We start from the raw sequence: 16,256 nt of genomic DNA, 5'->3' as shown, positions 1-16,256 counted from the left end.
TCCGCGCCGGCCTGAACTACAAGTTCGGCTCGTACTAAGATCCGGTGGCGCTGCTCCCGGCCATCGTGCCGGGAGAACACGGCGGCGGGCGAGGGGCAGTTGGTCCTCCCCACCGCTCGCCGCCGTCGAAGAGCAGCTGATCGGTTGCCCTTCTCATGTCCAGCCCGATCACACGGGCCGCGCAGTCAGCGACACCCTGGGAGCCTCCGCTCCCGGGGTGTTTTTTGTCGCGATCCTTCTGACCAAACGCTCGCTACGACGCGATCGGCGCGTTTTGGCCCTTCGGTTGCGACGCGTGCGGGATTTGTAACCACAACCCTGACGAGTGACCGAACAACAGAGACTGCGGTGACGTTCAAACATGGACTGATCAATCCGATCTGTCCGGAGGAACGTCCATGTCGATCAAGACAGTCTCGCTGGCTACAGCGATCACGCTCTCGCTGTCCGTCAGTGCGATCGCTCAGACCGCGGCCGGTGGCGGCAGCGCCGAGGGCAACATGAACAACCCGGGCTCCGTGAAGAGCAACTCCGAAAAGCGCATGGAGGGCGGGAGTGGCTCGATGGGCACGGGCACGATGGGCACGGGGCCTGGCACCAGCGGGGGTCCGCCCGTCAGCACGCCCGGCGCACCGGCCGGGAGCGGTACGGGCAACGGTGCCACCGGCAGCGGTGCGGCCCCGAGCGGCAAGTAACCCGACGCGGCCCCGCAGCATGCCGGCTGCGGGGCCGCGGCTTCGCTCCAGTGCCCCAGCGGCAACGACCTCGGTCGCCGCGATGACAATCTCTAGGTCTGCGACCTTAAGCCAGACCGTCTTTGGCCGCCTTGTCCGGGTCGTCGGGCTTGCTCTCGGCGTCCTTCACCACATCCGTGCTCTCAGGCGCGCGGTCCGTCGTGGGGTCCGGAACATTGACGTTCGCGATCCGCACGGTCGGCGGCATCACGCTCTCGCCTTTGGGCTTGTCAGTCTCAGCCATCGCATGCCCTCGGATCAAGATTAGACCAGTACCCTGGAATCTGACGTACGTCTCACGGCGACGGCGCTACCCGATGCCGCTCATGACGCCACAACGCGACCGCGACACGACGGGCCTCGTAGGTTCTGCGAAGCGGCGTACCGAGGTCGCCCTGCGCTTCCGGTGCAAAGCCGTAGGTCAGCACGCCATCCGCCCCGTAGTTTCGGCGCATCTCATCACGCCAGAGCCTATCGGCAGACGCCAGAGCGGCTTCTGTGACGGCCAAGCGCGTGGGATTGGTGAGGGCCATGAGAAACTCCGGGTGCATGCCGCTCAACGCGGCGGTCGCGGCGGAGGTCCGCAACGTTGAGCGCATTCCTTCCGTGCCGCCTCTTATCTGCCGGTTGCGGTCGACCGCCCGATCCAGGAGCCCAACGCCCTGGGCCGATTTCCGGCTGGCCTCGATCCGCACGCGAGGCAACGCGCGCGCGCCGAACGACACTTTTTGGCGCGGCATGCAGCCGATAGCGGCGTCCTCGTTCAGACGATCCAACATGGACGCGATCCAATATCGACCGGATGACGCTTTCATTCGGAACATCTGACCTCTGCCAACACTGGATCTACACGTTATCGTTGTATAAACAGCGTGCTTCAGCCTTCCAGGAACGCAGATGCCACGCTACTTTTTCGACGTCCTGCACGACGGGGAGGACGTATCGCGCGATCACAGCGGGATCGACCTTCCCGATCTGGACGCAGCAAAAATTGAAGCCTTGGAAGTCTGGAAGCGCATTATCACAGCGCATGCGGCGGGAGCGGCAGACCCATTCCACTGGCATGTGGTTGTACTGGATCAGACCGGGAATGTTCTGGCCAAGGTCCCCTACCCATCGGACCTTGCGATCCAAGCATGACGCGGAGCGGATCATCCGCCTCCCGGACTTGCAGTGCCTTTAATTGAATTCCGACTTCCTCTGAAGGTTGAATAAACGGTCCGTTAATCATTACGTCTCACCGTACCGTCAGCGATCGGCTCCGGCCGCGCGCCGGAAGAGCAGCACCGGGGCCTGATACCCCTCGGCCTCGGTGCGGCCTCGCCGGCGCAGTCGCGATGATCGGACGCGATTGCGGCCAAGCTTGAGCCCGGCTAAACGCGCTGCCTTGGGTACGCGGGAGCAGGAATGAGCGATGTCGTGGCCGCTCTGCTCCTGGCGCTGGCGGCCGAGAATGCCGAGCTGCGCGAGCAACTCGCCTCGGCACAAGACATGCTCGTCGAAACCGCCATCGACGCCGGCAACATGCACGCCCTGGTCGAGGCGATGCGGATCGAGCGCGATGCGTGGCGCGAGGAGGCCGAGCGGCTGCGAGGCCGGCCGGCGCGGATGGCCTGAACGACGCCGGCCTCAGACCCCCGCATTCCGCAACGTGCTGTCAGTCCGACCAGAATCGAACGTGGCTTGGGCCTGTTGCAGGCTGATCGGCCGCCCGTCGGACTCCTGCCCTTGCCTCTGCTGTTGTATCGCCACGCCCTTGCGCGCGTCGGCGAGCTGCGAAGACGGGCTGCTCTATGGGGCCGCGGTGTCACCCGATCCGGGGGCGAGGACAAGCCGTTGACCGGAGAGGGGCCATATCAGGCGTTGGGGAGGACTGGCCCGGTTCGGCGGCATCCTGCCCCCACGATACCGCCGAAACCCGGGTTGGAGCTGCCAGGATGGAAGCCTGACGCCCCGGTCGATCGCACGGATCAGTAGCCGCCGTAGAACCGGCGCGGTCCGTCATAACCCCCGTAACCGCGGTCGTAGCCCCGGCCATACCCATAGCCCGGCCTGTCACCATAGGAGCCGCGCGGGCCGCCATAACCCCAGCCCCGATCGTTGGGACGGCAATGCCCCCAGGGGTTCGGATGGAAGCCCGGGCCGCAGCCACCGGCCACGCGCTCGATCAGAACGCCGCCGTCGGGCGGGCGGTATCCGAACGGCGCTGCGTTCGCGGTCGGAGCGGTAGCGACCCCTGCCGCTATGATCGCGGCCATTCCAAGCACCTTGAAGCGCACCATGACCCAGACCTCTTGAACCCTTGGGAGCGGACTTGCCGGACCGCATGACAGGGAGAGTGATCCGAACGGGCTGAACCGGTTCTGGTCCACGCGTTCATCAATCCGATGGCTTGGCTATTCGCACCCCGCTCGGACCGCGCATACGAAAACGGCGGGACTTACGCCCCGCCGCTCATCTGCTGGCCAATCTCAGCGGCCGCTGAGGCCACCCACCGTCCGGAGCCCTTACAGGCCCATCAGCACACCAGCCGAGCCGGCGATCGTCATGGCGATGCCGCCCGCGAAGGCGCCGATCATCGCGTAGGAGAAGCCCTTGAGGACCATGTTGCGCACTCCTGTCATCATGCGGCGGGCCTGCTGAGAGGCCCGGGGAAACGATCTGCAATGACGATGCCTGATCGTTCGGACGCGTGCGGTGCGGTGTGTCACGCTGCGCTGCGGAACCATTCTGCGGACGGTCAGCGATGACGCCTCTTGAGGCGATGATCGCCTCCAGGCTGCGGATTGCCTTGAACGGCGCGCGCGCGAAGCGCGACATGCGGGCCATCCCTATGCCGAGCGGGTCAGCGTGTGGGCAATGAGAGTGACGCAGGAACCTCAGGAAACGGATCCCGTCACCGGCAACCCCCGCTCATCCATACCCAGCACGGCGTAGATATGTCAGGGATCACAACTTCTGAGTGACGCGATTTTAAGGAGCTTTTGTAGGTTGCAAGCGTGATGCAGCCCTCAGTAGTCATTGCGCTGCCGCGGGAAAACCTAAGTGCTACATGGCCATCGTCGCTCCGGCTCAGACGCCGAACGGCACAGGGCCGAACCACGTCGTCACGGGATCCGGCCCACATCAGCCTCGTCCCCTCACATCAGATCATCGGCATCCCCACGTGGCTTTTGATGGCGGTCGGACGCGCGCCGCGGCCGAGGGAACGCCGCTCGGTCTCGAGCGCTCGGTCACGCCGCACATCTCGAGCGAAGCTTGAGGACGGGAATGACCGATCCAATCCGTGACAACGTCGAGCAGTGCCGGTTCGAGCTGCAGGTCGGCGATCAGATCGCGTTTGCGCGCTATCGTCGCGAACCAGCACGACTCGTCATCACCTACGTCTACGCTCCGCCAATGTTGCGCGGCACGGGAGCAGCCGATCGACTCATGGAAGGGGTAGCGGCCCACGCCCGATCAGGCGGTGACCAGATCATACCACTCTGCGGCTACGCCCGGGCTTGGCTGCACGGGCATGGTGCACATCGCGGTCTGCTCGCCTGAGAAGCGCCCGACGCCTTGTCGATGATGGCGGCAGCGCCCCCTCGGGGAACACCATGGATCGCGGGACGTAGCCTCCTGAGAACGGAGGCGCACACCATGACCCAAGCCGACACGCCTATGCCGGGAGAGGATCCTGGCGCGTTGATCGAAGACCCTTCACGCCTCGACGAGATCGAGCCATCGCCAAAACCCGATACGACCGTCCCGGAAGAAGACGATCCCGAGGTGAAGGAGACCGAGGTGCAGCCGACCTGAAGAGCAGGGGCCGAGCGCGCCAAGGCCCTGACGAAGCCTCAGGGCTGCTTCCGCTGGGCCGTCGGGTTGGGCGTCGAACTCGTGTCCGGACCGACGGCCGGGCTTATGCTCGTGATGTAAGTCCAAGTCCCACCAATGGCCAGGATCCCGGCGAACAGAGCGGCAAAGATGCTGATGAGTGCGAAGCGGTTCATGCTGTGGAGAAGGCCGCAACCAAGCATCTGATCCCACGGCGAATGCCGCTGGTCCATTCGCCGCAGGCTCTGTTCTTGTCCAAACGATCCGATGATCGTGGATCACGACTGTCCCCAGCACGCTCATCCACAAAGGGGCGCAGAATCACGGGCGCCGGATGCCAAAGGCCAACAGGTGATGGGGAACAGGGGGCGTGCCCGTCCAGTTGGCCTGCGTGATGGCCGCAGATCTGCGGCCGTCGCGAGGAGAGAGCGTTTGTTCAAAATACCCACACTGACGGCTGGGCTATTCGCAGCCAGCATGTTTCTCGTCCCCGCCCAGGCGCAGGCGGCTCAGATCGGCCTAGGAGCCGTTCCGGAGGCTGCTTCTGCAGTGCATGACGTTCAGTATGGCTATGGCGGGCCCCGCTTCGGTTACGGTCATCGCGGCTATGGGCGTCCGCGTTTCCGTGGGCGCGGCTATGGCTACGGGCGCGGATATGGAAGAGGCTATGGCCGTGGCTACGGGCGTGGATATGGCCATGGGTACGGGCGCCGCGGGGGCTTCTGACCCGCTCCGCCGTGGCGGAATTTTGGTGTTCTGTCCCGGTCAAGAACACCCGAATCTCCGGGGAGGTGCCCGCTCGCTGAAGGCGAACGGGCGCTTTCCTCATGAGCTGCGTTGCGTATCGACTCAGCTCATCGCTGATGAGATTGGACGCTCCCCCACCCCCACTCTGTGATCCGATTGGGGTAGGGCCAAGCGGGCGGACCGGCGAAGAGCAGATACGTCGGGGCTGGGTCTGGATGACCTCCGCGTCCGGCGTGGTGTTCGAGCCTGGAGGGCTGTAGCCGGGACGGATGACCCCGGGCGGGGGTTCAAGGACGCTCAGGCTTTTCGGCAGCCCCGTCGGCATCATGCCGATTGGCTGAATGATCCTGGTACTGATCGGTCTGGACGCCCTTGCCGTCGAGGCCGCGCTCATCGTCATGCTGAGACTTGTCGCGGTTGCTCAACACCTCGTTCTCACCGAGTGTGCCCTCAGGCAGTTCGGTCATCGCACCAGACCCCGACCCTTTGCCCTGAGCGCCCGGGTGCATTCCGTGTTTGCCGGCGTTCGCCATGGTAGCGCTCCAATCGTCGCGGGCCTGGAAGGTCGACCCTGCTGCTGAGCGGGGCCAACCGGCCGTCACACGGTCCGTTCCTGCGTCACGCCAACGCGCTGACGCGGGTCGCCATCTCAGCCGCCATAATTACCTGTTCCGCGACGTGCGTGGTGCAGACTCGTGGGTGGCGGCATGGGCGCCGGATAGCGAAGGTGGCGGAGCGTTGCGGTGAGCCACCCAGTTCAGAGGCGTGGTGCTGAGTCGCGGACCACCGGGCGCAATGAACTCGAAGCGTATTCTACGGCTTCACCGAGGGCCAACGCGATCCATCTGCGCTGAGGCACGGAGGAACGTCATGGGTTTTCGAGTTCTCGCAGCCTTGGCCGGCGTCGGTTTCAGCGTCCTGGCGCTTCCCGCATCGGCCGTGCCGGCTGGTCCAGTACCCGCTGTCGCTTCGCCTTCTGACATGGTCACCACCGTTCGGATGAGGCGCCACCCCATGCACCGCCGCTCCATGATGCGGACGCAGCGGAAGTACCCAGGCGCCAGCTTCGTCCGGAACACCACCCCGGGCGCGCCGGCCGGTAGCGGCGGAGGCAATGGGACGACAGGTAGCTACGCTGCCCCGAGCGGGAGGTAGGCCCGCTCTCGATCCATCGTCAGCCCGTCCGGTCCGCCGCGGCGGGCTTTTTCTCGGCGACAGGTCTCGAGCCGTGCCCGATCGCGTTGCAATCGCGCACGGCTCTCAGGCTTTGTTGCGACGCGCTCCCGGGCAGCGAACCGGTGTCCACTTCGGCGGAGTGCGCTCTAGCCACCGCCGCCGCCACTTCCGCCTGCCCCAGGACCGCCGAGGTTGCCGTCCTTGTTCGGCGTATTCCAATGGATGATGCCGTCATCAGGCGGCCGCAGCGTCGTGGTCGGCAGACGCGGGTAACCGAGCTGCGGCGCTTCGATGGTTGGACGCGGAGCCGGCCTCCGCGTTCGCGCCTTCTGGGCGACAGCCGCGGTGCCTACGCTGCCCGCAAGCGCCGCCGCGAGCCATCTGATCAACGCGGGTCTCATGATCGTCGTGCGTGGTGCAGAGCGCTTTACCCCATCGCGAGGGCTGTATGTCCCCGGGAAGATACCTAAGGTTCCGGTTTCAGCAACCTGTTCGAACGCGTGGGGCTCAGCCGGGGGCAGGAGACCGAAGTGTTCGCCCGTTACCGAGCCAACTTTGCCGGAAGCACCGACGGAGCCGCACTGGACGCACTGGATGCAAACGAGGCTACGAAGCCCGCCAGGGAGCGCAGATCATCGGGCTGCCGCGGGTCGCGGGCCACGGCCTCTGCCTCACGCTGCAGCCGAAGATTGCATGCCTTCGACGGCAGGCCGACATCCGGTGAGCAAGCGTCATGGCGAGCGCAGGCGGCGTCGAGGGCGTCGATCGGCGGCAGCGGGGCGTTGTTCCCCGGGCCGCAGTAGTTGCCGTGAATGAGGAGCTTGGGCCCGCCATTGGCGGCAGGCTGTGCCAGTGACGGGGCAGCCCACGCGGCGATGAGGAAGACCGGAGCGGCGAGGCTGACGACGGCGCGAGTCAACATGGTGGAGACCCTCCAGCACCTGCGCCCTCTCAGTCACGGCGGCGACGACGGTGCCAGACAGGGTTAATCCCCATGCATCACGTCGCGGTGTGCTCCAAAACACAACTCCTAGGTAGGTCTCGCTCCAGCTCGGCCGATAGCTCGCCGGACCGGCATCCCGCCCTGGGTGGTGTGAAGATCCCTGAGCGGCGTTTGGCGAAGGCACACCAGCCTTGGCTTGCCGGCACATGCGTGGCATGACTCCCCCATGAGCGAGACTGAGACGAACATCCACCCCTATTCGCTGGAGGTCCTTCCTCCCAAGGAAGACGGCGGGGCCTACAACTGGGCCATTCGCAAGCACGGCAAGCTGGCTCAGCGTTCTGATCGCAGCTACCCGACCGAAGCAAAAGCTCAAGCGGCCGGCTTAGCCACCGTCGAGAAGTTGCTGAGCGGTGCGGACCGGTGACCGCCGCTCCGTAGCGGATCGCAACCGGGCCGAGCGGATGCGGCGCGGTCCAGCGCAGGCGCGCGCAGATGCTTAAAGCGGATTGAGGCGCTGAGATCCTACGAACGGATGACGCGACTCGATCTGCAGCTGGGCGATCCGAAAGCCTTCGAAACCCAATGGCCCCTCAGCCCGCCCGGTCCGCCGAGGCGGACATTTTTATACAAACCTGTTTGGCAGGCATATTGCTCGCGCGTCAGGATGGCTGTGTTCCACCTTGAATGCTCCATTCACCGCCGATGCGCGAGTGGCCTGTCGGTCGCTACCGAACAGCTCGACGCGACAACGAACGCGGAAGCCATTGGCCGAGCGGAAGCCCGGTTTGTTGAACTTCTCGCTGAGCGTGCAGGATCGGCGATGCTCTGGGACGCGGCAGGGCAGATCATTTGGGCGACGCGACGCCTCGCTCCCGGAGCCGGAAACGCTGCGGCGGCGCCTGGACATTAGCTTGGCCCGCGCTTTGCCATAGGCTTCACGCTCGTCCCTGAGACCGCGAGCCGACTTGCGGCGCGCTCCTGATGGGGTGCGTCGCCTCTTGCGCATCGGGGTGCAGAATCACGGGCGGCGGATGGCGAAGGCGAAGGAGCCTTCGCCTTGCGCCTCGGGAATCAGCAGCTCAGCTTCCGGCCTTCCGCCATGCCGACCTTCCGGTAGTGTTCCAGCCCGGACTTGATGGCACGACCGATGACCGCCCGGCGCACGTCCGGATTGCAGCGCAGATACTCCTCCTCGTTGAAGGCGTAGTCGCCACGCCCGCCCCGCGAGCCCCGGTCATTGTCCCGGTCGTAATCGCGGCGATCACGGTCGCCGTAGCCGCGATCGCCATAACCGCGATCTCCGTAACCCCTGTCGCGGGAGCCATAGTCGCCGCGATCGTAGCCATAGTCGCGTCCGCCGTAGGGCTGTGCGAAGGCCGGGGCCACCCCGCTCAACAGTGCCAAGCCGAGGACGGTTGCCGAGATCACCTTCATGTCACGTTCCTTGCCGTTGAGAGTCGGAAACGCTTTCGGCGGACGGTGGTTCGCTGCTGCCACCGTGCCTTGCCCTCAGGTCACGACCGAGGCCGCTGAAATCGCCTCTGCGTTAGCGCGCGGAACCACGGGCGGCAAAGGGTGAAGGCGGATCTGTCGCGAGCACCGGGAACAGCGGGCGAACGGCGCCTGCGGCAGAGGCGCATAGCGCTCCTCCGGTTCGGCTCGGCCGGTATCCCGGCGGCGAGGCGATGCAGGATGTGGGGTATCGAGGACTTTGCGAGCGTGGTGGGACCCGGCAGGACGCGAACCTGCAAGCAGTCCGTTACGAGCGGCCGGCACTAACGATTCAGCGAGAGGCTCACGCCCTCAGCGTGCCGCACCTCGGCTGCAGCGACCTTGCCGAAGCCGCCGGGAGGCGTTCGGCGATGCCCTACGATGTCGCAACAGTTGCTCCGAGATCGACGACGACGATCTCGGGCGGTGCACCAAAGCGCAGTGGACGCCCGGCGACGAAGTGAGAGCCTAAGCCGGCCGACACCACGAGATCGCGCCCTCGTTCGACGATATGACCGTAGGCGTAGCGTAGGCCGTAGCGGGAGGGGATCCAGGGCGACCAGCCCAGAATGCGGATCTGGCCACCATGCGTATGGCCTGACAACGTCAGGACCACGCGCGGATCGAGGTCCGAGGCAAAGATGTCCGGCTCATGCGCCAACAGAATCACGGGCTCGCCTGCCGGCACATCCCGGAGCGTTCGGTCGAGCGTATCGCGGCGATACCGCTCGAACTGCTCCCGCATCTGCGGCACACCCGGTGTCTCCTCGCTCTCCAGCCCAGTCAGCCAGAGCGGCACGGGACAATCGAGCCTCACCGCCGTGTTCTCGAGGAACGGGATGCCGGCGGCTCGCAGCGCTCGCTCGGCATGCGTGGGGCCATGGCCACGGCGACGCGCCTCCCGATCATCGCCCCAATCGTGGTTGCCTTGAATGGCATAGACGCCCTTCGACGCCGTGAGGTTGCCCAGGATGCTGGCGATCTTCTCGAACGGCACCGGGCCTGGGCTCTGTGAACCGTAATCCCCCAGTAGGACAACGAGATCGGGCGCGAGCGCGTTGGTCCGGGCAACGACTGCCGCGATCTCAGCCTCGCCCATGCAGCGCGGATGAGCATGGAAGTCTGTCAGAACCGCGATGCGCAACCGTAGATCCGGCGGCCAGCCCCGGGGCGACAGGCCATAGGTGACGGTCTGCACACGGTGGGGCTCGAAGGCCGTCGCGTAGCCAGCGCTCATGAAGGTGCCAGCGGTAGCCAGAGCGCCGGTCAAGGCAGGGCGGGAGATCAGAGCGCGGCGCGTGAGCATCGAAGGTGAAGCTCCTAAGCTCGGTGATAGGCGCCGGGTGATAGCATCGGACGGTTTCGAACACGTCGCCGTCGCGCGTACCCCGCGACCCCAGCAACCGTCCTCATCCGCACCCCCGTTCCCTGACCATTCGGCTCGATGGCGATGACGTCGGCAGCTTCAGGAAGCGGCGTCCGCCGCTATGGCCTCGGCTGCGTAACGGGCACGCGCTGCACCATCGGTCAAAGAACCATCACGCGCGCACCACGACGCAAAAGCGTTCGGCTCTATCGGCACGCGCACGACCTCGACGCCGCTTCGCTGCACCACCTGTTCCATCTGCTCGGTGGCGATCCGCCATGTGTCGTACAGCGCCGGCAGCTTCGCCCCGTCCGCGAGGCAGGTCCTCAAGGCCGCATAATTCTCTTGGGCGTACCAAGGCAGGCCGACACGACGGGGGCGGTTCATCTCAATCCCTGACAGCGTGACGCTCAATCGGCACGACGCACACCAACCTTCGCACCGTGCCGCGGTTCAGAGGATGCCGGCAATCCCTGGTCCGGTTGCCCTGGTCCGGTTGTTGCGGGTTCGGCGTGATCGCCTCTTTGGGAGGATGCTGCCATGCCAGCCGCGACAAGCCGAGATCCGGCAGAGTACAGCACACTCTCCGAGCGGTGCGCGGTCGCCATCGCTGAAGCTCACGGGTTCCGCCATATGGCGACGCGGGCGTTACGGGACGGGAAGCCCAGGGCACGGTTCCGCGCCGAGAGGGCGCGCACGGCGGCGCGCATCATCCTCATGCGCGCGAAGCAGGACGCCGCGATGGACCGAACGATTATGAAAGCCGCGGACGCCGGCCGGAACGATGCCTGAGTGATTGCACCATCAAACCCTGGGATCAAGCATCAGGCACCGCCCAGGTCGCCGCCGAACCGTCTGTAGCGGTCCTCCAAGTCGGCAAGGTCGGACGGGTCCGCCACGTCGCGGCGGGCGGCGGCGATGACGAGACCGGCATGCCGGGTGAGCTCCGCCGCCCGGTCCGGCCGCCTCTCCACCTCTGCGACGCGGGCGAGCACGTCGAGCATCCGGCCCAGCACGTGGACCGAGCCAGCCGCGTTCTGCCGGATCATGTGGAACATGGCATCGCACAGCCCATCGTAGTCCGTGACCGGATGGACGAGGACGGCGCGGCCCTCGCGCAGCACCACGCCGGTCTGCAGGTGCCTCGGCGCGATCCGGCATAGGGCGTCACCGAGATGGTCGACGACGCTGCCGGCGGTGAACGGGTCGTTGATGCCGGGCGAGAGCGCCCGCACCGCGATCTCGACCAACTGCCGCACCGAGTATTCCGGGTCCTGAAGCGCGGCAGGGCGACGCCCCAGCGTCACCGCGTCGAGGATGGCGGCCTCGGCCCCCTCGACCGGCGTGGACAGGAACGCGACGGGGAAACCGCTCGGCACGTAGTCGCCGGGCCGCACCCGCAGGGTGACCCTGATCTCGCGCTCGTGGGCCCAGTCCGCCAAGGCGTCCTCGTCGAGGGCCTGCACGTAGCCGCCGCCGGTCGCGGCCACGGCTCTTCCGGTCGGGGCATTGACGGGATGAGCGGCGCCCGGCCGGTCCCGGGTATGGGTCGCGATGGCTCGGCAGAGGTCCTGCTGGACGGCGTCGACCACGGTCTCGATGTTGATGCTCGTGGCGATGTGGTGGACGAACCAGACCAGAGTGCCGACTGCGACCAGCGCCAGGACGAGAGCGCCGGTGATCGCGATGTGCGGGACGAACGGGTCCTCCTCTACGGTGCGCACCGTACGCAGGACCATCAGCGCGTAGGCGAAGGTCCCGAGGAAGATGCCGAGCACCGTCTGGTTGCGGCCGTCCCGGATGAAGTTGCGCAGGAGCCGGGGACCCATCTGGCCGGAGGCTAGGGTCAAGGCGGCGATGGTGATGGAGAAGGTTGTACCAGCGACCCCGATGTTCGAGGAGGCGATGGCGCTGAGCAGCGCCCGCGCGCCCTCGGCCCCGCCGGAATAGCCCCAGTTCGTGTCCGGCGAGGAGGGGTCGAAGCCGGCAACATGGGTCGTCTCCAGCCAGACTCCGAGCTGTGCCAACAGGATGCAGCCGAGGACGACGAGGGCCGGGCGGAGCCAGAACAGGTCGCCAAGGATCTCCAGCCAGGCTTTGACGCGCGCGTTCATCGTTGCGGACCGACCCCTTTCGAGCCCGGTAACGAGCGGCACGAAGGGGCGTTCCGGCCGTTGCACACCGAACGCACGGGCGGGAAGGGCACTCTTTGATCTCGATTTTCGACCTCGCAGCGCTGCTGCTCACCCTCTCGGCCCTGTTCGGCTGGCTGAACCGCCGCTTCTTGCGCATGCCCCACAGCATTGGGCTCCTGGTGATGGGGCTCCTCGCCTCGCTCGCGCTGGTGCTCGCTGACGTCGCCTTCCCGGCGCAGCACCTCTACCAAGACCTCACCAGCGTCCTCGACCAAGTGGACTTCACCGGCGTGGTCATGAACGGCATGCTGGCCTTCCTGCTGTTCGCCGGCGCCCTCAACCTCGACCTGCGCGCCCTGCGCGACCGGGCCTTCGCGGTGGCGATCCTCGCGCTGCTCGGGACGCTCGTGTCGACCGCCGTGGTCGGCGGGGCCTTCTGGGCCGCGGGACAAGCGCTCGGAAGCGCGATCCCGCTGGCCTGGGCCCTGGTGTTCGGCGCCCTCATCAGCCCGACCGACCCGGTCGCGGTGCTGGCCACCCTGAAGAACGTGAAGGTGCCGGAAGCCCTCGAAGTCGAGATGCAGGGCGAAGCGCTATTCAACGACGGCATCGGCATCGTGCTGTTCACGGTGCTCGTCGCCTTCGCGACCGGCAAGAGTGGCGAGGCGACGAGCGTAGGCGGGGTGGCCACGCTCCTCCTCCACGAGGCCGGGGGCGGCGTGCTGCTGGGCCTCGTCACCGGCTATGTCGCCTACCGGGCAATGAAGGCTATCGATGATTTCCCCGTGGAGGTGCTGATCACCCTGGCCCTCGTCACCGGGACCTACGCCATCGCGCAGAAGTTGGGAGCGAGCGGCCCGCTCGCAGTCGTGGCCGCCGGGCTGCTGATCGGGGAGCGCGCGCCGCGCTACGCGATGAGCGACACCACGCAGAAGTACGTCTCAGCCCTGTGGACGCTCGTCGACGAGGTGCTGAACTCGGTCCTGTTCCTCCTGATCGGCCTGGAGGTGCTCGTCCTGCGCTTCCAAGTCTCCGGTCTGGCGCTGGCCGCCTGCGCGGTCCCGATTGTGCTGGTCGCCCGCCTCGTCGCGGTCACGACGCCTGTCCTCTTGTTCCGCTGGGGCGGCAACCTCTCGCTCGGCAACGTGCCGTTCCTGACCTGGGCGGGCGTGCGCGGCGGCATCTCGGTGGCGCTGGCGCTCTCGATCCCGGAGAGCGAGGCCAAGCCCACCATCCTCGCAGCGACCTACGCCGTGGTGCTGTTCACCATCATCGTACAGGGATCGACCCTCGGCCTCGTGGCGCGACGGACCCTTCGAGCGAGCTAACCGCCGCTGAATTTCCCTCAGCCAACGCGAACTGACAGACGGAACCACGCGAGATTTGTTAAGAAGCGTGAGGCGCTGGCGACGATGTCCGCTGAGATGCATTGCCTGCCGAAAGCAGAGCGGCAGAAAACCACCCAGCTCGGACCTCCTCTAGGGTACCAGCCCTGTCAGCCAGCAGGCCGCCAGCGCCGTCACCACAGCCCCGTGAAGCCCACGAGCGAGCCAGTGCCGCCGCTCGGGGCAAAGAGTCGGCGCTTCATCGCCCCGCACCCTTCTTGGCAAACGCCCAGACCGGAATGCCCCAGACCCGACCCTGCTTGGTCCGGTAGCCTGAGCCCCGATCGAACACGATCCGAGTTGGCTCCAAGCCACAGCCTTGCTGCCGGAGATCATCAGCACGTCGCAGAACTCGACCCGCAGCGTCCCGTGCTCCGGGTGGACAGCGAACAACTCCTGCGCTGTCCAGCCGAGTTGATGCGCCTCGACGCCCAGCCGGTCGCAGAAGTCGATGGCTGCTTCCCGCATTGGTGCCCAGCGGGTTGGGGTGAGAGACCGACAGGGCGAGGCATGCGGGGACAGGCTCTCAATGGCGCCGTGCCAGATGGCGACGGGGTTCGGGATCAGGGTGGGGGCAAGGCTGGCTGACATCCGGCCGAGCTACGCCATGGCGGGGCGATCGACCATGCGGCCGGAAGCGGGATTGGCACCTAACCCTTATCGTCGGCGGGGCCGTCCCGACGAGGTCCGCGGGCTACGACGACGAGGGCATCATCGACGAGGGGCTGTTGGAGATCCTTGGCCTCAGACCAAGGTGCTGACAACCACGCTGCCCATTCCTCCGGCTTCGTCAGGATCACCGGCATCGCCTTCGGGTGCACGGCGCCGACCTCGGCGTTCGGCTCGGTGGTCAGAGAGGCGTAGAGGTCATCGGTCGTCTCGCCGTCCTTCACCTTCCGCACGCTCTGCCATCCCTCGACTAGGATGCCCGCGAAGCGGCTGAGGGGCCGATCCTCCGTCAGAGCGAACCATACCGGCGGGTGCGAGCCGTCCGCAGCCTTCTCGTTCTCGGAGAAGCTCGTGAACGGCACGAGGCAGCGATGCTCGGGTGAGAGCCAGCGGCGCCAGTGCGGCGAGGCGGTGTTGCGCACGTTCGCGACGCCGGGATCAACCTTCTTGCCCCTCATCGCGAAGGTGGGGGAGGGCATGCCCCAGCGCATCAGAGACAGGGCGCGGGCGCCGTTGCGCATCCTGATCGCGGGCGCCGCGGTGTTGGGGAAGATACCGCGCAGTGGCGGCAGGTTGCCGGTGTCGTCGTGCTCGACGCTGAACGTTCTGCCGATCTCCGATTGCCCGCGGATCAAGCTGTAGAGGTTGCACATTCGGCTCGCTCGCCGAGGTCGCGCGGTGAGGATCAGGACCGCGAGACGCGAACGCTGCCCCGCCGCCCTATCTGATACCGGGCTGACGGGGTTTGGTGCCGTTCCTTATGGCCGGGGGCCAAACAGCCGGGCGAGCCAAAACGATATGGCTGCCCGACCGATGGGGCAAACTTAGCAGTTGTCGGCGCCCGGCTTCACGGGCTGGCCCTCGGGGGCTTTCTTCGAGCCGTCATCCTTCATGGCCGCGCCGGTATTGTTCATCGCACCCACCGTGCCAGGGGACTCAGCCTTGGCGCCGGGGGTCACCTTGGCGGTCGAACCGCCATCGACATTCGAGCTGGCATCTTTGCCGGTAGCCGCATTCGTCGTTGTGCCGACATTGCACGGCGCAGCAACAGCGAGGCTTGCTGAGAGCGTGAGCATCGTGGCGGCGGTGGCGATATTCAGGATCTTGGACATGTTTCCTCCGGGTTCTCAAGCCTGGGGGGAAGAATATCTATCGCTCGTTGTTCCGGTCGCCGCCGTGTGGCAACTGCTCACGCCCATGGTGCGGCATTGCCCGCCCTGCTCCCGAAACGGGAGCTCTGCACCGCCACCCGATCTAATCACCGACTGGCGGGGGAACTCTGCGAAAACATCACGCAGACTTTTGAGCGAGATAGGCATCTACGAAACTTGGGATATGGCTTCCCAGCCAGTCGCCCATCTCCTGCTCCTCCTTCATCGATTGCTCCAAGATAGGCTTGTCATCGCCGGCACCGGCCGCGTCGGCCAGTGCGAGCAACACTTTGTAGGAGCTGATTTCGTAGGCCTTAAAGCCGATTGCAGCCAAGACGTTTTTCAGCACCTCGTCGCCTGCGCCGGCATGGGTGAAGCCTGCCACTGTCGCGACCGCGCCGGTAACCGCCTCCTTGAGCAGCGACTTCTTAGATCCGTGCTTCTCAAGAAGGTCATCGAGCCGGGCAGCCTGCGTGACCGACCGCTCATGGTCAGCCTCCATCTTGGAATGCAGCTCTGGGTAGGCCTTCATCCGCGGCAGTTCGTTCTGAATGGTGCCGATAGCCTGGGTCTCGACCGCATGCTGGTTACGCAATCCGTTCAAGTAGGTGTCCATCGCCTGCTTTACGTTGCTCAC

The 16,256-nt window shown here is 66.0% G+C and carries 20 protein-coding genes; 7 read left to right on the top strand and 13 right to left on the bottom strand.

Annotated elements, in window-relative coordinates; translation table 11 throughout:
- Nucleotides 1–398 precede the first annotated feature (398 nt).
- On the top strand, nt 399–695 hold the full coding sequence (locus MKK63_RS00205; protein ID WP_243997582.1) for a hypothetical protein: 297 nt from the start codon (nt 399–401) through the stop codon (nt 693–695).
- Between the two features lie 106 nt (nt 696–801).
- Here the strand turns inward: MKK63_RS00205 and MKK63_RS00200 are convergent, their stop codons facing one another.
- Both MKK63_RS00200 and MKK63_RS00195 read right to left on the bottom strand, forming a co-directional pair.
- Entirely contained in the window at nt 802–978 is a 177-nt protein-coding gene (locus tag MKK63_RS00200; protein WP_243920329.1) for a hypothetical protein, read from the bottom strand.
- A gap of 52 nt (nt 979–1,030) precedes the next feature.
- Nucleotides 1,031–1,513 (bottom strand): hypothetical protein, encoded by a 483-nt coding sequence (locus MKK63_RS00195; RefSeq protein ID WP_243997580.1) that lies wholly within the window; start codon nt 1,511–1,513, stop codon nt 1,031–1,033.
- 118 nt (nt 1,514–1,631) lie between these two features.
- On the opposite strand from MKK63_RS00195, the gene MKK63_RS00190 reads away from it, so the two are divergent.
- Both MKK63_RS00190 and MKK63_RS00185 read left to right on the top strand, forming a co-directional pair.
- Nucleotides 1,632–1,874 (top strand): DUF6894 family protein, encoded by a 243-nt coding sequence (locus MKK63_RS00190; RefSeq protein WP_243997578.1) that lies wholly within the window; start codon nt 1,632–1,634, stop codon nt 1,872–1,874.
- A 267-nt stretch (nt 1,875–2,141) separates the two neighbouring features.
- Entirely contained in the window at nt 2,142–2,351 is a 210-nt protein-coding gene (locus MKK63_RS00185) for a hypothetical protein (RefSeq protein ID WP_243920324.1), read from the top strand.
- Nucleotides 2,352–2,704: 353 nt separating this feature from the next.
- Here the strand turns inward: MKK63_RS00185 and MKK63_RS00180 are convergent, their stop codons facing one another.
- Entirely contained in the window at nt 2,705–3,016 is a 312-nt protein-coding gene (locus MKK63_RS00180; RefSeq protein ID WP_243997576.1) for a GCG_CRPN prefix-to-repeats domain-containing protein, read from the bottom strand.
- A 988-nt stretch (nt 3,017–4,004) separates the two neighbouring features.
- Here MKK63_RS00180 and MKK63_RS00175 point away from each other — a divergent pair.
- Nucleotides 4,005–4,280, top strand: coding sequence for a GNAT family N-acetyltransferase (locus MKK63_RS00175; protein ID WP_243997573.1), 276 nt, complete (start codon nt 4,005–4,007; stop codon nt 4,278–4,280).
- A gap of 96 nt (nt 4,281–4,376) precedes the next feature.
- On the top strand, nt 4,377–4,535 hold the full coding sequence (locus tag MKK63_RS00170; RefSeq protein WP_243997571.1) for a hypothetical protein: 159 nt from the start codon (nt 4,377–4,379) through the stop codon (nt 4,533–4,535).
- Nucleotides 4,536–5,587: 1,052 nt separating this feature from the next.
- On the opposite strand, the gene MKK63_RS00165 is transcribed toward MKK63_RS00170, so the two are convergent.
- Together MKK63_RS00165 and MKK63_RS00160 are read right to left on the bottom strand one after the other, a co-directional pair.
- Nucleotides 5,588–5,833, bottom strand: a complete 246-nt coding sequence (locus tag MKK63_RS00165; protein WP_409564452.1) for a hypothetical protein — start codon at nt 5,831–5,833, stop codon at nt 5,588–5,590.
- Nucleotides 5,834–7,017: 1,184 nt separating this feature from the next.
- On the bottom strand, nt 7,018–7,398 hold the full coding sequence (locus MKK63_RS00160; RefSeq protein WP_243920317.1) for a hypothetical protein: 381 nt from the start codon (nt 7,396–7,398) through the stop codon (nt 7,018–7,020).
- A gap of 247 nt (nt 7,399–7,645) precedes the next feature.
- Here MKK63_RS00160 and MKK63_RS00155 point away from each other — a divergent pair, with 247 nt between their 5' ends.
- Nucleotides 7,646–7,846, top strand: a complete 201-nt coding sequence (locus MKK63_RS00155) for a hypothetical protein (RefSeq protein WP_243920315.1) — start codon at nt 7,646–7,648, stop codon at nt 7,844–7,846.
- A gap of 647 nt (nt 7,847–8,493) precedes the next feature.
- Here MKK63_RS00155 and MKK63_RS00150 read toward each other — a convergent pair.
- The 4 genes from MKK63_RS00150 to MKK63_RS00135 all read right to left on the bottom strand — a co-directional run bounded on the left by MKK63_RS00150 (nt 8,494) and on the right by MKK63_RS00135 (nt 12,393).
- Entirely contained in the window at nt 8,494–8,856 is a 363-nt protein-coding gene (locus tag MKK63_RS00150) for a hypothetical protein (protein ID WP_243997569.1), read from the bottom strand.
- Between the two features lie 433 nt (nt 8,857–9,289).
- A complete protein-coding gene (locus MKK63_RS00145; protein WP_243997568.1) occupies nt 9,290–10,219 on the bottom strand; it encodes a metallophosphoesterase in 930 nt (309 codons plus the stop codon).
- 159 nt (nt 10,220–10,378) lie between these two features.
- Nucleotides 10,379–10,666, bottom strand: coding sequence for a hypothetical protein (locus MKK63_RS00140; RefSeq protein ID WP_243997566.1), 288 nt, complete (start codon nt 10,664–10,666; stop codon nt 10,379–10,381).
- A 437-nt stretch (nt 10,667–11,103) separates the two neighbouring features.
- Nucleotides 11,104–12,393 (bottom strand): DUF2254 domain-containing protein, encoded by a 1,290-nt coding sequence (locus MKK63_RS00135; RefSeq protein WP_243997563.1) that lies wholly within the window; start codon nt 12,391–12,393, stop codon nt 11,104–11,106.
- 95 nt (nt 12,394–12,488) lie between these two features.
- Between MKK63_RS00135 and MKK63_RS00130 the strand changes: the two genes are divergently transcribed.
- The gene (locus MKK63_RS00130) at nt 12,489–13,742 is read left to right on the top strand and encodes a cation:proton antiporter (protein WP_243997561.1); all 1,254 of its coding nucleotides are present in this window, start codon (nt 12,489–12,491) and stop codon (nt 13,740–13,742) included.
- A 150-nt stretch (nt 13,743–13,892) separates the two neighbouring features.
- On the opposite strand, the gene MKK63_RS00125 is transcribed toward MKK63_RS00130, so the two are convergent.
- The 4 genes from MKK63_RS00125 to MKK63_RS00110 form a co-directional block, all read right to left on the bottom strand.
- Complete coding sequence (locus MKK63_RS00125; protein ID WP_313901722.1) at nt 13,893–14,390, bottom strand: hypothetical protein; 498 nt, start codon at nt 14,388–14,390, stop codon at nt 13,893–13,895.
- 59 nt (nt 14,391–14,449) lie between these two features.
- Nucleotides 14,450–15,121: an SOS response-associated peptidase gene (locus MKK63_RS00120; RefSeq protein WP_243997559.1), complete on the bottom strand. Its 672-nt coding sequence runs from the start codon at nt 15,119–15,121 to the stop codon at nt 14,450–14,452.
- A 171-nt stretch (nt 15,122–15,292) separates the two neighbouring features.
- Nucleotides 15,293–15,580 carry a hypothetical protein gene (locus tag MKK63_RS00115; protein WP_243997557.1) on the bottom strand — a complete coding sequence of 96 codons (288 nt, stop codon included), beginning with the start codon at nt 15,578–15,580 and terminating at the stop codon, nt 15,293–15,295.
- Between the two features lie 178 nt (nt 15,581–15,758).
- On the bottom strand, nt 15,759–16,256 hold a 498-nt coding region (locus tag MKK63_RS00110; protein WP_243997555.1), incomplete at its 5' end, for a DUF892 family protein.

Source organism: Methylobacterium sp. J-088 (assembly GCF_022829295.1).
In the GTDB taxonomy this organism is placed as follows: Bacteria; Pseudomonadota; Alphaproteobacteria; order Rhizobiales; family Beijerinckiaceae; genus Methylobacterium.
This window is presented reverse-complemented; position numbering and strand designations above follow the sequence as displayed.